The 14123-nt window shown below is 38.3% G+C and carries 12 protein-coding genes; 9 read left to right on the top strand and 3 right to left on the bottom strand.

Annotated elements, in window-relative coordinates; translation table 11 throughout:
- Positions 1 to 10: 10 nt before the first annotated feature.
- Positions 11 to 874 (top strand): L-serine ammonia-lyase, iron-sulfur-dependent, subunit alpha, encoded by an 864-nt coding sequence (sdaAA, locus tag DVW83_RS07425; protein WP_104660380.1) that lies wholly within the window; start codon positions 11 to 13, stop codon positions 872 to 874.
- 197 nt (positions 875 to 1071) lie between these two features.
- Positions 1072 to 2622 carry an AbgT family transporter gene (locus DVW83_RS07430; protein WP_104660381.1) on the top strand — a complete coding sequence of 517 codons (1551 nt, stop codon included), beginning with the start codon at positions 1072 to 1074 and terminating at the stop codon, positions 2620 to 2622.
- A 72-nt stretch (positions 2623 to 2694) separates the two neighbouring features.
- On the opposite strand, the gene DVW83_RS07435 is transcribed toward DVW83_RS07430, so the two are convergent.
- Positions 2695 to 3018 carry a hypothetical protein gene (locus tag DVW83_RS07435; protein WP_104660382.1) on the bottom strand — a complete coding sequence of 108 codons (324 nt, stop codon included), beginning with the start codon at positions 3016 to 3018 and terminating at the stop codon, positions 2695 to 2697.
- 126 nt (positions 3019 to 3144) lie between these two features.
- Here DVW83_RS07435 and DVW83_RS07440 point away from each other — a divergent pair, with 126 nt between their 5' ends.
- From DVW83_RS07440 to DVW83_RS07460, 5 genes are all read left to right on the top strand, one after another.
- Positions 3145 to 4293: a VanZ family protein gene (locus tag DVW83_RS07440; RefSeq protein WP_123862411.1), complete on the top strand. Its 1149-nt coding sequence runs from the start codon at positions 3145 to 3147 to the stop codon at positions 4291 to 4293.
- A gap of 97 nt (positions 4294 to 4390) precedes the next feature.
- Positions 4391 to 5740 (top strand): DEAD/DEAH box helicase, encoded by a 1350-nt coding sequence (locus DVW83_RS07445; RefSeq protein WP_104660384.1) that lies wholly within the window; start codon positions 4391 to 4393, stop codon positions 5738 to 5740.
- 590 nt (positions 5741 to 6330) lie between these two features.
- Complete coding sequence (gene alaS / locus DVW83_RS07450) at positions 6331 to 8973, top strand: alanine--tRNA ligase (RefSeq protein WP_104660407.1); 2643 nt, start codon at positions 6331 to 6333, stop codon at positions 8971 to 8973.
- A 148-nt stretch (positions 8974 to 9121) separates the two neighbouring features.
- Positions 9122 to 9715: an ECF transporter S component gene (locus DVW83_RS07455; protein ID WP_104660385.1), complete on the top strand. Its 594-nt coding sequence runs from the start codon at positions 9122 to 9124 to the stop codon at positions 9713 to 9715.
- A gap of 22 nt (positions 9716 to 9737) precedes the next feature.
- Positions 9738 to 10874, top strand: a complete 1137-nt coding sequence (locus DVW83_RS07460; RefSeq protein ID WP_104660386.1) for a cation diffusion facilitator family transporter — start codon at positions 9738 to 9740, stop codon at positions 10872 to 10874.
- Positions 10875 to 10937: 63 nt separating this feature from the next.
- Here DVW83_RS07460 and DVW83_RS07465 read toward each other — a convergent pair whose 3' ends face one another.
- Positions 10938 to 11342: a ribonuclease HI family protein gene (locus tag DVW83_RS07465; protein WP_104660387.1), complete on the bottom strand. Its 405-nt coding sequence runs from the start codon at positions 11340 to 11342 to the stop codon at positions 10938 to 10940.
- 77 nt (positions 11343 to 11419) lie between these two features.
- On the opposite strand from DVW83_RS07465, the gene DVW83_RS07470 reads away from it, so the two are divergent.
- Positions 11420 to 11857 (top strand): EbsA family protein, encoded by a 438-nt coding sequence (locus DVW83_RS07470; RefSeq protein ID WP_104660388.1) that lies wholly within the window; start codon positions 11420 to 11422, stop codon positions 11855 to 11857.
- A gap of 122 nt (positions 11858 to 11979) precedes the next feature.
- On the opposite strand, the gene DVW83_RS07475 is transcribed toward DVW83_RS07470, so the two are convergent.
- Positions 11980 to 12192, bottom strand: coding sequence for a cold-shock protein (locus tag DVW83_RS07475; RefSeq protein ID WP_104660408.1), 213 nt, complete (start codon positions 12190 to 12192; stop codon positions 11980 to 11982).
- A gap of 175 nt (positions 12193 to 12367) precedes the next feature.
- Here DVW83_RS07475 and DVW83_RS07485 point away from each other — a divergent pair, with 175 nt between their 5' ends.
- Positions 12368 to 14038: a formate--tetrahydrofolate ligase gene (locus DVW83_RS07485; RefSeq protein ID WP_104660390.1), complete on the top strand. Its 1671-nt coding sequence runs from the start codon at positions 12368 to 12370 to the stop codon at positions 14036 to 14038.
- The last annotated feature ends 85 nt before the right edge of the window (positions 14039 to 14123 follow it).

A 14123-nucleotide genomic window follows, 5' to 3' on the forward strand; every position in this document is an offset into this window, starting at 1 on the left:
GAATAAAAGAATGGTAACAATAGCTGAGCTGATTTCTCTAGCAGCTGATAGTAGTCTGGCTGAAGTGATGATTGATTTAGAAATGAAAGTAAGCGGACGGACAAAAGAAGACATCTGGGGAGAAATGGCGAGAAATTTAGTGGCAATGGAACAAGCAGTTGAAAAAGGCTTGACTGATGTAGCCTCTGTGACGGGATTTTCAGGTGGTGATGCACCGAAGCTCACTGATTATTTAGAAAAAATGTCGCCTTTTAGCGGGAAAAACACGCTGCAAGCAGCAAGAAACGCTATTGCAACGAATGAATTGAATGCATCGATGGGTGTGATCTGCGCAACTCCAACCGCTGGAAGTGCCGGAGTATGTGCTGGCGTCATTACAATGATGAAAGAAGTCCATGGGGTGAATGAAAATCAGCAAGTCAACTTTTTGTTTACTGCAGGAGCAGTAGGATTAGCAATTGCCAATCAGGCGTCCATAAGTGGTGCTCAAGGGGGCTGTCAAGCAGAAGTTGGTTCTGCTAGTGCAATGGCAAGTGCAGGCCTCGTTGAGCTTGCTGGGGGCACCCCTGAACAATGCGGTCATGCCGTAGCACTGACTTTGATGAACGTGATGGGGTTAGTCTGTGATCCAGTCGCAGGACTAGTGGAGATTCCCTGTATCACACGAAATGCAATGGGGGCATCACTTGCTTTGTTAACGGCAGATATGGCCTTAGCAGGTATCAAGAGTGCTATTCCCGCAGATGAGGTGATACAAGCGATGGATCAAGTGGGAAGAAAGATGCCAACCATGTTCAAAGAAACGGCAGAAGGTGGATTAGCAGATACGCCAACTGGTAGAAAAATTGCAGCACAATTATTTGGAAAACAATAAAAAGAATGGATAGATGAGCTGGTTGGTATAGCGAGTAGAATATCAAGTACTTTTTAGGATGGGCACTATTCATTTGATATGTTGCATTCAAATGAAGCTATTCCTGTAGGGATTACTATCAATTAAGTTTGTTCATCTAAGTTTAAGGAAGAGTCAACTTCTTTGCCAACCGGCTACTTTTAAAGGAGATAAAAACAATGAAAGAAGGCGTAAAAAAGAATCATTCAAAATTAGATAAAATTTTAGATGGTGTAGAGAAACTGGGGAATCGTGTACCACATCCCGCAATTATTTTCTTGATGCTCATCGTGTTTGTGGCTGTACTATCACAAATTTTTCAAATGATGGGGCAGAATGCCACTTATGAAGTATTTAATTCAGATAGTGGACAGTTGGAATCAACGACAGTTCACGTAAAGAGTTTGTTTAGCGGAGAAGGTATTCGCTTTATCTTAACTTCAACGGTTTCAAATCTAATGAGTTTTCAAGCACTTGGTGTGACTTTAGTGGCAATGGTAGGCGTAGGTTTTGCGGAAGAAGTAGGGTTAATTGGTGCGATGATCCGCAAATTAGTGAAAGTTGTTCCTAAATCATCTTTGACTGCAGTCTTAGTTTTACTAGGAGTCATGTCAAGTATCGCTTCTGATGCGGGTTACTTGGTTTTGATCCCATTAGGCGCAGCAGTCTTTTATAAAGTGGGACGGCATCCTTTAGCTGGTCTATCGGCGGCGTTTGCTGGTGTTTCAGGCGGGTTCGGTGTCAATCTTGTCATTACACCGATAGATGGGATGCTTACTGAGATTTTGAATGATGCTGTACATATTATAAACCCGGGTTACTCTGTTGATTTGATGGCTAATTTTTATTTTTCGATTGTTTCTAGTGTGTTGATCGTCATCGTTTGTACACTGATCAATGAAAAATTGATCGAACCACGTTTAGGAATATTCAAAGAAGAGGAAGCCATTGCAAATGACGAACTCGAGGATGAATCAAAAGGGTTGCGTTGGGCATTGACCGGCTTTTTAGTTGTATTGACAGTTATCTTACTGATCACGATCCCAGAAGGAGCAGCGTTGCGCCATCCAGAAACTGGAGAATTGATTGGTTCTACGCCTTTCATGGATAGTTTGATTTCATTGATCCTGATCGTCTTTTTGGTTCCAGCTATTTGCTTTGGAAAAGCAATTGGCAAGATCAAATCAAGTTTAGACGTCGTTATGCCAATCATCAAAGTATTTAGTAACTTAGGCGGGATGATCTTCTTACTATTGATCATCAGCCAATTTATTGCTTACTTCAATTTTACCAATCTAGGAACGGTTTGGGCCGTAAACTCGGCGACGATCATCGAAGGAATGAATTTAAGTAGTTTGGCATTGTTGCTCAGTTTCTTAGCGTTAGTATTATTGCTTGACTTTGTATTGGTAGGAGCTGTGCCTAAATTTGCAATCTTAACACCCATTTTTGTTCCATTATTGTATCAATTGGGGATTGCGCCAGAAGCTGTTTTAGCCGCTTACCGTGTAGCAGATTCTCCAATCATCATTATTACACCATTGATGCCTTATTTTGCATTGATCGTGACATTTGCGGCAAAGTATCAGAAAAAAACAGGTGTTGGAACGATCATCTCGATGATGTTACCTCACTCAGTCGGCTTGATTATTACATGGGTGATTTTGTTCATTCTTTTCTATGTATTCAATATTCCATTAGGGCCCGGTATCGAGATGAATTTGCATTGATCACATTGTACTAATCAAAAATAGGACGACCTTGAGTATTAGGAAGCTGCCTAATCACACAAAGTCGTTTTTTTATGTTTTGCTTTTTAAGTAGTTGAAGCGGCGAAACGCCCGCAAAAGGTTGAGTATGATCAAAAAAAACGCAATGATAATAGGTACCCAAATCAGATAGATCGGATAACCTACTCTTTCAGAAAGAGCTTTTGCTGAGAATTGATCCAATTCTTGTAAGGCCTGTTGCCACGTTTGAAGGTTGAAAACCAGCATAAATCCTGAGATGATCAGGAGGATAAAGCCTAGATAGTGGATAGTCGTTTTTTTGCGTATGTACGCAAAAACAAAATAAAGGATCAATAAAAACATAGGAACCCCAAAAACAAAGTAGATATTCAACATTGTTCATTCCTCCCTTCATGTTTATCATACTTCAATTGATTTAATTTTAAAAATAATACCTCCATTACTTGCATATTTTGTAACGGTACTGATAAGATAAATATACATCTTTTGGGGGGGATTTTTATGTCAAGTTATATTGAACCGATAAGATTTGCGCTGATTGTTTTTCCATTTTTAGCATTAGCGATCTCATCGGTTTTCTTTATTTATGAATATCGAAAGTATGGAACATTTATTTTAACGAGAGCAATTGTTTTGTACTCATTTGTCTTTTATTTACTATGTGCATATTTTTTGGTGATCTTGCCATTACCTACGAAAGAAGCTGTGGCACAGATGACAGGGCCAAAAATGGAACTGCATTTATTCGCTACTTGGGAACATTTTAGACAAAATACAGTCTTAGTTTTATCAGATCCAAGTACGTACTTGCCCGCGATGAGACAAAGTGTTTTCTTAGAGCCAGTGTTCAATTTATTACTGATTGTGCCTTTTGGTATCTATTTAAGGTACTATTTCCGTTTTTCTTTTATAAAAACTGTCATTGCAAGCTTTTGTCTCTCATTGTTTTTTGAGTTGACACAGCTGAGCGGTCTTTATTTTATCTACCCTAGACCGTATCGTTTATTTGATGTAAATGATCTCCTCACAAATACCCTCGGTGGCGCATTGGGCTTCATCATCGAACCAGTTTTCACCTTTATGTTACCAACTAGAGCACGAATGGATGAAATCTCATATGAAAAGGGGAAGACGGTTTCGCTTACCAGACGGTTGGTCGCCTATTTGATTGATTGGGGTTTCTTGTCTGTTTTGACTTTTATCATCACGTTGTTATTGCAAGCGGCTTTTAAAATAGGAAGTATCACTTCAAGTGGTGGATGGATATTTATTGAAGTCATCTTATACTTTATGCTAGTACCTTATTTGACTAATGGGCGAACCCTTGGAAAGAGAATCGTTCGTATAAAGATCGTAGCAGATGATAACTCAAAACTTAGCTTCAAATCATTGTTTGTCCGCTATGCGTATCTCTACTTTATTTTCTATGGTTTAAGTTGGATCTCGCAGTTGCTGCAAATTGTTTTTGATCATACAACGGGTGTGACTCAGTTGACTTCAGTATTTATATATCTTGGGATTTTGTTTGCACAATTTATTTTTGTTTTGAACATTATTCTATCCTTTATCCGAAAAAAACGAGTCTTATTTTATGAGAAGGCAAGCCATACGCATACAATCAGTACGATTGAAGACAAGCATAAACAATAAGTTGCAGGGATGCAGAGTTTGAAATAAGGAAGCAAAAAATGCCTGTATGTGTTATAATTCGAAAGTCGTGAAAAAATGAAAGAGAAGAGGTGCTAAAATGAGTAATTTTGAACAATTCCATTTTAAACCATATATCAATGAAGCATTGATGGAAAAAGGGTTCAAACAACCCACTGAAGTCCAAGAACGATTGATCCCATTGATCGCTAAAGGAAAGAATATCATTGGTCAATCACAAACTGGCTCAGGGAAGACACACACATTCCTATTGCCATTATTTGAAAAAATAAATGCTGAAAAAGAAGAAGTTCAAGTGGTTATCACTGCCCCTAGCCGGGAACTTGCAACGCAAATCTATGATGCTGCTAGTCAGATTGCGAAATTTTCAAGTCCAGAAGTCCGTGTATCAAATTTTGTCGGCGGAACAGACAAACAACGTCAATTGAATCGTTTGCATCACCAACAACCCCATGTTGTAGTTGGTACACCAGGTAGAATTTTAGATATGATGAATGAGCAAGCGTTGAAGATCCATACAGCTTTTGCTTTTGTAGTGGATGAAGCGGATATGACATTAGATATGGGCTTTTTAAATGAAGTCGATCAAATTGCAAGTCGGTTACCTGAAAAACTGCAATTCTTAGTGTTCTCAGCAACAATTCCTGAAAAACTACGTCCATTTTTACGTAAGTATATGGTCAATCCAATCATTGAAGAAATCAAACCGAAAGCAGTCATTTCTGAAGATATTGAAAATTGGTTGATTTCAACTAAAGGGAAAGATAAAAATCGAATGATCTATCAATTGCTAACGATCGGTCATCCTTATCTGACAATCGTTTTTGCAAATACTAAGCAAAATGTGGATGAAATTGCGGACTACTTGAAAAATCAAGGTCTTAAAGTTGCAAAAATCCATGGGGGAATCACACCTCGAGAAAGAAAACGTGTGATGCGTCAAGTACAAAACTTAGAGTATCAATATGTTGTTGCTACGGATCTAGCTGCTCGTGGAATCGATATCGAAGGAGTGTCCCATGTTATTAATGCAGAAGTTCCTGGTGATTTAGATTTCTTTATCCATCGTGTCGGTCGTACAGGACGTAATGGGCTGAAAGGAACAGCAATCACGTTATATTCTCCAAGTGATGAACAAGCAATCGATGGCATTGAAAAAATCGGTGTGACTTTTGAACCAATGGAGATCAAGAATGATGAAATCATTAAAACTTATGATCGAAACCGCCGAACGAAACGGGAAAAATCAAAAGATATTCTTGATCCAACATTGATTGGCCTTGTGAAAAAGAAAAAGAAAAAAATCAAACCTGGGTATAAGAAAAAAATCGATTGGGCAATCGCGGAAAAGAACAAAAAAGAACGCAAGATTGAACGAAGACAACAAACAAGAACTGCTAGAAAAAACAAGAAAAATTCACATAAATAAAACTTCAAAAGTGAGCTAGTCATCCTGGCTTGCTTTTTTCTTGTAAATTTAACTATCTCTAAGCTAGGATAAATGTATTGAATCAATAATACTGAGTGTTAGTGTTGTGTTATCTAGATTTTAGATACCAATTTATCTTGATCTGGCAGGGATTTTACTGTTGTTTTGGATAAATCTAAGGCTATTGCTTTTCTTGATGAATAGTAAGCATGTTTTCTCTTTTTGAAAGAATTTCTTGTGATTATAATCTTTCAAAGCTATTTGAACAAAAAATGTTTATGGAATAAGGAAAGAAATCTTCGAGAGTTGTTGACAGAAGAAATGAGAATACGTATACTAATAAGGTACGAAAAGGATATGGTTTGTTTGTTCAAAGACTGACAGAAAATTCTTTCTAGGCTGAAAAAAGAATAGTCTACATCCAAATTGCTCCCTTTTTTTTCTTGATAGCAATATCAACGCCACTCAGCGTTATCGAGTTTAAGAGGTAATGATCGAACATCATTGCAATCAAGGTGGTACCGCGAGTTTTCGTCCTTGGCTGTGATGGTGTTTTTTTGTACTTTAAAATCAAGGAAGAAGGTTATGAAATGAAACAATTAAGTAGTGCGCAAGTTCGACAAATGTTTTTAGATTTCTTTCAATCAAAAGGGCATATAATCGAACCGAGTGCATCGTTAGTTCCAGTGAATGATCCAACTTTATTATGGATCAACTCTGGGGTTGCAACATTAAAAAAATATTTTGATGGTTCAGTCGTACCAGAAAATCCAAGAATCACAAATGCGCAAAAATCGATTCGTACGAACGATATTGAAAATGTTGGGAAGACAGCTCGCCACCACACGATGTTTGAGATGTTAGGGAACTTTTCAATCGGGGATTACTTTAAAAATGAAGCAATTCACTGGGCATGGGAATTTTTAACTGGTCCTGAATGGATGGCTTTCGATTCTGAGAAACTATATGTGACTGTTTATCCCAAAGATACAGAAGCAAAACGTATTTGGCATGAAGAAGTTGGGTTACCAATGGATCATATCATTGATGTGGAAGATAATTTCTGGGATATCGGTGCCGGTCCATGTGGTCCAGATACAGAAATCTTCTACGATCGCGGAGAAGCTTATAATGACTTAGCAGAAGATGATCCCGAAAATTATCCTGGTGGGGAAAATGAACGATACCTAGAAATCTGGAATCTTGTTTTTTCTGAATTTAACCACAAACCAGATAATACATTTGAACCATTGCCACATAAAAACATTGATACGGGGATGGGACTTGAACGGATGGTTTCCATTGTTCAGGATGCTCCAACGAACTTCGAAACAGATTTATTCTTACCAATCATCCATGCGGTAGAAAAATTAAGCAAGCAAGTAAAATACGGTGAAAATCCTGTTACAGATATTTCTTATAAAGTTATTGCCGATCATATTCGTGCGTTGTCTTTTGCTATTGGAGACGGGGCTTTACCATCTAACGAAGGACGCGGTTATGTACTACGTCGCCTACTACGTCGTGCTGTGATGCATGGCAAAAAATTAGGGATCGAAAAAGCATTTTTATATGACCTTGTGCCAGTTGTTGGAGAGATCATGGTTAGTTATTATCCTGAAGTCCTTCAACAAAAAGAATTCATTGAAAAAGTGGTTCGAACAGAGGAAGAACGATTTAATGAAACAATCAATGAAGGATTGGAAATCCTGAATCAAGTCATCGCGGATGTCAAAAAAGAAAACGGCACAACACTTTCTGGAAAAGATATCTTCAAACTTTATGATACCTATGGATTCCCAGTCGAATTAACAGAAGAAGTGGCGGAAGATGAAGGGCTAAAAGTAGATCATGCTGGCTTCGAAAAAGAAATGGAAGCACAAAGAGAACGTGCCCGCTCTGCGCGTAGCACTGAAAAGTCTATGGGCGTACAATCTGCTTTATTGACAGATATCAAGGTTGAAAGTAAATTTGTCGGCTATGATCATATTGAATCAAATAGTGAACTTTTGGTAATCGTCAAAGGTGAAGAACTTGTAAGCGAGCTTACAGAAGGTGAAGCACAACTTATTTTTGCTGAAACACCATTCTATGCGGAAATGGGTGGACAAGTAGCAGATACTGGTTGGATCATTGATGCCTCTGGTGATATTGTGGCAAATGTCGTTGACGTGCAAAAAGCGCCAAATGGTCAGTTTATGCATACGGTTGAGGTTCTTTCAACAATCAAAGAAGGAAAAGTCTACCATTTATTGATCGATGCACCTAGAAGAAATCGAATCATCAAAAATCATACAGCGACCCATTTATTGCATAAAGCATTAAAAGAAGTATTAGGAGAACATGCGAATCAAGCAGGTTCATTAGTTGCTCCAGGCCACTTACGTTTTGACTTTACTCACTTTGGTCAAATCACAACAGATGAATTGATCAAAATGGAAAAAATCGTTAATGAAAAAATCTGGGAAGCTATTCCAGTCGAAACGATCGAAACGGATATTGATACAGCTAAAAACATGGGGGCTATGGCGCTATTTGGTGAAAAATATGGTCGTGAAGTTCGCGTAGTCAATGTGGGTGATTGGTCGATCGAACTTTGTGGCGGAACGCATGTAGCAAATACTGAAAATATCGGGATATTCAAAATCGTTTCTGAATCTGGTATTGGTGCAGGTGTTCGTCGTATTGAAGCAGTAACAAGTAAAGAAGCATATGAACTTCTTGAAGAAGAAGAACAACAGTTGAAAGATGTCGCTGCAATCGTAAAATCTCCTCAGTTGAAAGAAGTAGTGTCTAAAACAGAACAATTGCAACAACAACTGAAAGAACTGCAAAAAGAAAATGAACAATTGGCTAGCAAGTTGGCAAATCAACAAGCAGGCGATATATTCAAAAATAGCGAAACAATCAATGGAAAAACAATAATCACAGCTCAAGTCAAAGTGAAAGACATGAACCAATTGCGTCAATTAGCAGACCAATGGAAACAAAAAGCGATTTCTGACATTCTTGTTCTAGCAAACGAACAGGATGGAAAAGTCAGCTTATTGGCTGCGATGACAAAAGAAATGAATGAAGCTGGTTTGAAAGCTGGCAATTTGATCAAAGCAATCGCACCAAAAGTTGGCGGCGGTGGCGGTGGTCGACCTGACATGGCTCAAGCAGGTGGAAAAAATCCAGCGGGTATTCCAGATGCATTGTCAGAAGCGAAAGCATGGTTGGCGAATCAATAAGAACAGTTATCAAATTTGAATAAGTAATACTAACTTGGAGTGACAACATCACTCCAAGTTTCTTGTTTTGTGCTGATTTGTAATCAATTAGTTGACAAATAAGCAAAACCTTTTACGATTAGGATAAAGAAAATAAGGAGGGAAATAGATGAATACTAAAAATAAAACATTTCGTTTGGTGATTCGTGCGATTTTATTAGCAATTATCATTGTTCAAGCAATGGTACCGTGGTTAGGGTTCATTCCACTAGGTTTTATAAGCTTGACGATCATCCATATCACAGTAATTGTAGCAGCCGTTGTTTTAGGACCAAAAGATGGGATGGTTATTGGCTTGTTTTGGGGGATAGCAACAATCATTCGCGCATATGCAATGCCAACGACTCCATTTGATACACTTGTCTTTACGAATCCGATCATCTCTGTTGTTCCTCGTGTCTTAGTAGGTCTAGTGGCAGGTCTTGTTTTTCACTGGATCTATCGACGGTATCACTCAATAGTTGTTGGTTCGGCAGTTGCTGGCGTATTGGGTTCACTGGTAAACACAGTGTTGGTTTTAGGATTTATGGGATTGTTTTATACGGGGGCTACTGCAGAAGCGTATGGAGTCGATTCTTCTTTGCTATTCAAAACATTAGCAGGAATCGCTGTAATCAATGGTATTCCAGAAGCAATTGGAGCAGGTGTGATCACCCCGTTGATTGCAAAAGCACTATTTTCAGCAACACCCCTTAAACCATAATAACGAGAGAAAGGGTAAAAAAGTGACAAAAAAGAAGAAAATAACATCTGTAGAACGAACAAAAAAAGGGGTCTTAGCTGGCGTTTTAGGCTTGCTCTCCAACCTGATCTTATTTATTTCAAAGTTAACGATTGGTCTCTTTTCTGGAAGTGTCTCGATCATGGCAGATGCTATCAACAGTTTGTCAGACACCGCTTCGTCGATTTTAACCTTAGTGGGTTTTAAGATTGCAGCAAAACCGGCAGATCCAGAGCATCCTTATGGCCATGAGCGGTTTGAATATATCAGCGGTTTGTTTGTTTCGATCATTATTACGTATGTCGGGTTTCAATTTTTAGAGACCTCGATTGGAAAAATCATCCATCCGGAAAGTCTTACACTTTCTCCGATTATTTTTATAGTGTTACTCTTTTCCATCATTTTAAAATTTGTCCAAGGTCGAATGTATGTAACGATCGCGCAATCCATCGATTCAGAAACCTTACGTGCAACAGCTAAAGACAGCTACAACGATGTTTATACAACATTAGCAGTTTTGCTTTCGGCAGGGATCGAATGGTTGATGGGCTGGCGAATCGATGGGTATGTTGGGTTTGCTTTGGCAGGGTATATCTTGTTAAGTGGCATCATGATGCTACGTGACTTTGTTTATGAATTATTAGGAAGTCGACCAACAAAAGAAGAAATTTTAGCGATGGAAAAACTGCTATTATCCTATGAGAACATCTTAGGGTTCCATGATCTCCTTGTTCATAATTATGGACCAAGTAAGAAATTTGCTTCTGTTCATATCGAGGTAGATGATAGTCTTGATTTGAACCAAGCCCATAAAATCATGGATATCATCGAAAAAGACTTTAAAAAGACTTTAGATGTAGAATTGGTTTGCCACCTTGATCCAGTGCCGGTGAACAATGAAAATTATAGAGAAATACTAAAAGTTCTTAAAAAGATCATCAAGGAAACTGGAGAAGGCTTGAAACTCCATGATCTTCGTATGATTCGTAATGGAAAGGAATTGCAATTCGATGTGGTGGTGCCTGAGAAGTTCAACTTTTCTGATGAAGAATTAGAACGTGTGCTTCGTGTCCAGATCGAGGAAAGAATCGGCAATTATGATTTAGATATCACATTTGATCATAATTATTTGCTTTATTAAAGAGTCTTTAAAAAGACTCTTTAATTTTGCGCTGAATGGTCAAAGATGAGAGAAGGAACATTCTTACTCTTTATCCAGCAGTGCTTGTAAGGCTTGTCGTGCTAAATGGTCGGCTCCTTTATTTTTACTTTCAGGTATCCACTGAAGTATCAATAATGTGAATTCCAAGAGAAGTGTCTGGATGGCTTGGAAGTACGAGATAAAATTTTGATTGGATGTATGATCTTTATCGATTGTTGAAACTAAAACTTTACTGTCTGAATAACACAAGATGGTTTCTTTTGTAAGACCTTTTTCCTTTAGAATTGTTAAAGTTTTTAAAAAGACTTCAAACTCAGCTTGATGGTTTGAGCCTTCTGAAAGAGGGACCTTAAGCTGTTCTTGTCGGTTTTCGTGGACAATCAGTATCCCACCGCCACTAGGACCGGGGTTGCCTTTTGTCGAAGCATCCATATATACTTTTATCATAAGGGAAACACACTCCTTTTTATAAAAATAGTGTTATGCTATAATTATACCATTACTAATTGATGCGAGGTTGAAGGATGAAAAAAATAATTCGCTGGCAGCCTGAATGGGCGCAGACGATCATTTATTGGTCATTGACCTTGATTATTTTATTTTTCAGTTTGATCTTATCTCTTGAGAATACTAGACCGTATTGGAAAAGTAATTTAGTCTTGGGGCTATTTTTAATTTTCCTATTTCTTGGTCTAAGACGTGCGTTTGTTTTGAACTCTCATTCGATAAAGATCAGATATGCTGCATTTTGGAAAGATCGTGTGATCACCGTACAAGAGATCGACAAGGTCATTCCAGAAAAGCGAGGAGTTAAAATCAAGTATGTAGGAAAGACAGAACCTTCCTTTTATCTAATGCAAAAAAAAGCTCAAGCTTCATTTGTGTCATTTTTTAAAGACAATGATCAACAAGAGCAACTAGAAAATAAAGCGGCAACAAGAGGATTTAGTTCGGAGAAATAACTGAGAAAAACAGGGATCTTTCAGCTGTTCAAAAGATTTGACTACTTGGATAAACCAAAACAGCTGCGAGCTTGAATAAAGAAAAAAAACGGCTATGTTTATACATAGCCGTTTCAGTATCTTCAGTTATCAATTACTTGTTTCTTTACATGGGCCGCTTGTGTACCACGATTTCCTTCAATCACTTCAAATTCAACAGTTTGATTTTCCTCAAGTGATTTGAAACCTTCTTCTTCGATTGCAGTAAAATGGACGAATATTTCTTCTGTCTCATCATAACTGATAAATCCATATCCTTTTTTATTGTCAAACCATTTCACGATTCCTGTGGTCAAAGCACTCACGACCTTTCTAAAGTCTGATCATTGACTATATTATAAAGAGTATTTATAGGTACGTCAAATAAATTAAAAAAGCTATTTTTTTTTAAATTAAAAACAGGTATAATTACTATTATCTTAACAAATGATCTATTTTTTAGAAATATAGTTCGTGAAAAGGAGTGTTTTGATGAAGAGTGATTTACAAATTTCGCAAGAAACAACATTAAAGCCGATTATTGAAGTTGCAAAAACAATTGGTATCCAGGAGGATGATCTAGAATTATACGGAAAGTATAAAGCGAAAATCAATTTTTCCATGATCAATGATCTAAAACAGAAATCAGACGGACAGCTGATTTTAGTTACTTCAATCAACCCAACGCCTGCTGGTGAAGGAAAGTCAACAGTGACAGTTGGCCTAGGTGATGCATTGAATAAAATCGATAAAAAAACAGTTATCGCGCTACGAGAACCATCTTTAGGCCCAGTCATGGGAATCAAAGGAGGCGCAGCTGGTGGCGGCTATGCACAAGTGTTACCGATGGAAGATATCAATTTGCACTTCACTGGAGATATGCATGCGATTACTTCGGCAAATAATGCGTTATCTGCAATTTTGGATAATCACATCCATCAAGGAAATGAGTTGAATATCGACGCACGAAGAGTTATCTGGAAACGGGTCGTTGATTTGAACGATCGTGAATTGCGAAAAGTCATTGTTGGTCTAGGCGGTCCGATTCAAGGTGTGCCAAGAGAAGATGGATTTGACATCACTGTGGCTAGTGAAATCATGGCTATCCTCTGTTTAGCTACTGATATCGATGATCTAAAAATGCGTCTGGCTCGAATCGTGGTTGGTTATACATTCGATCGTCAGCCAGTGACTGCAGGGGATCTAAAAGCAGAAGGGGCACTTGCACTTTTATTGAAGGATGCAATCAAGCCGAATTTAGTACAAACGATCTATGGCACACCTGCATTCATACATGGTGGTCCTTTTGCGAATATTGCCCATGGCTGCAACAGTATTTTAGCGACACATACTGCACTAAAATTAGGGGACTATGTAGTCACAGAAGCCGGATTTGGTGCAGATCTAGGTGGCGAGAAATTTTTAGATATCAAAGTTCCCAACTTGAAAAAAGCACCCGATGCAATCGTGATCGTAGCAACTGTCCGTGCATTGAAAATGCATGGTGGGTTACAGAAAGATCAACTAAAGACAGAAGATCTTCCAGCCTTAAAATCAGGTTTTAGTAATCTAAAACGCCATATCCGTAATATGGAAAGCTATGGTATTCCTGTTATCGTAGCCATCAATGAGTTTGTTTCAGACACAGAAGCTGAACTTGCACTATTAGAAGAGCTATGTGAAGATCAAGGTGTGCTAGCAAAACGGACAAGTGTCTGGGAAAATGGTGCAGATGGGGGTATCGAACTTGCTAAAGCAGTGGTGCGCTTGATCGATAGTCAACCCGCCAATTACCGCCCGCTATATCACGTAGAAGACACGATTGCAGAGAAAACAACTGCTATCGTCAAGAAAATCTACGGTGGTAAAGGGGTCACTCTCAGCAATAAAGCAGAAAAACAAATTGCAGAGTTTGCTAAAAATGGCTGGGATAAATTGCCGATCTGTATGGCAAAAACACAGTATTCATTTTCTGATGATCCTACTTTGTTAGGTGCGCCAGAAGAATTTACACTAACGATTCGCGAATTTGTTCCAAAACTAGGGGCTGGATTTATTGTCGCACTAACTGGCGATGTTATGACGATGCCAGGGCTTCCGAAAAAACCAGCAGCTTTGAATATGGATGTTACAAAGGATGGCGAAGTTATTGGATTATTTTAACGTAATTTAGGTAGAAGTCTCTCACTCTATGGGCAGAGCAATTTCTAAACATTTATGTTCAAAGAGAACCATACGGATAAATAGG

The organism is Enterococcus sp. VV15 (genome assembly GCF_005236045.1).
Classification (GTDB): domain Bacteria; phylum Bacillota; class Bacilli; order Lactobacillales; family Enterococcaceae; genus Enterococcus_B; species Enterococcus_B durans.

What these genes read in the sequence shown, in the direction of transcription:
- sdaAA (WP_104660380.1), top strand. Translation starts at nt 11, where the DNA reads ATGGTAACAATAGCTGAGCTGATTTCTCTAGCAGCTGATAGTAGTCTG.
- DVW83_RS07430 (WP_104660381.1), top strand. Translation starts at nt 1,072, where the DNA reads ATGAAAGAAGGCGTAAAAAAGAATCATTCAAAATTAGATAAAATTTTA.
- DVW83_RS07435 (WP_104660382.1), bottom strand. Translation starts at nt 3,018, where the DNA reads ATGTTGAATATCTACTTTGTTTTTGGGGTTCCTATGTTTTTATTGATC.
- DVW83_RS07440 (WP_123862411.1), top strand. Translation starts at nt 3,145, where the DNA reads ATGTCAAGTTATATTGAACCGATAAGATTTGCGCTGATTGTTTTTCCA.
- DVW83_RS07445 (WP_104660384.1), top strand. Translation starts at nt 4,391, where the DNA reads ATGAGTAATTTTGAACAATTCCATTTTAAACCATATATCAATGAAGCA.
- alaS (WP_104660407.1), top strand. Translation starts at nt 6,331, where the DNA reads ATGAAACAATTAAGTAGTGCGCAAGTTCGACAAATGTTTTTAGATTTC.
- DVW83_RS07455 (WP_104660385.1), top strand. Translation starts at nt 9,122, where the DNA reads ATGAATACTAAAAATAAAACATTTCGTTTGGTGATTCGTGCGATTTTA.
- DVW83_RS07465 (WP_104660387.1), bottom strand. Translation starts at nt 11,342, where the DNA reads ATGATAAAAGTATATATGGATGCTTCGACAAAAGGCAACCCCGGTCCT.
- DVW83_RS07470 (WP_104660388.1), top strand. Translation starts at nt 11,420, where the DNA reads ATGAAAAAAATAATTCGCTGGCAGCCTGAATGGGCGCAGACGATCATT.
- DVW83_RS07485 (WP_104660390.1), top strand. Translation starts at nt 12,368, where the DNA reads ATGAAGAGTGATTTACAAATTTCGCAAGAAACAACATTAAAGCCGATT.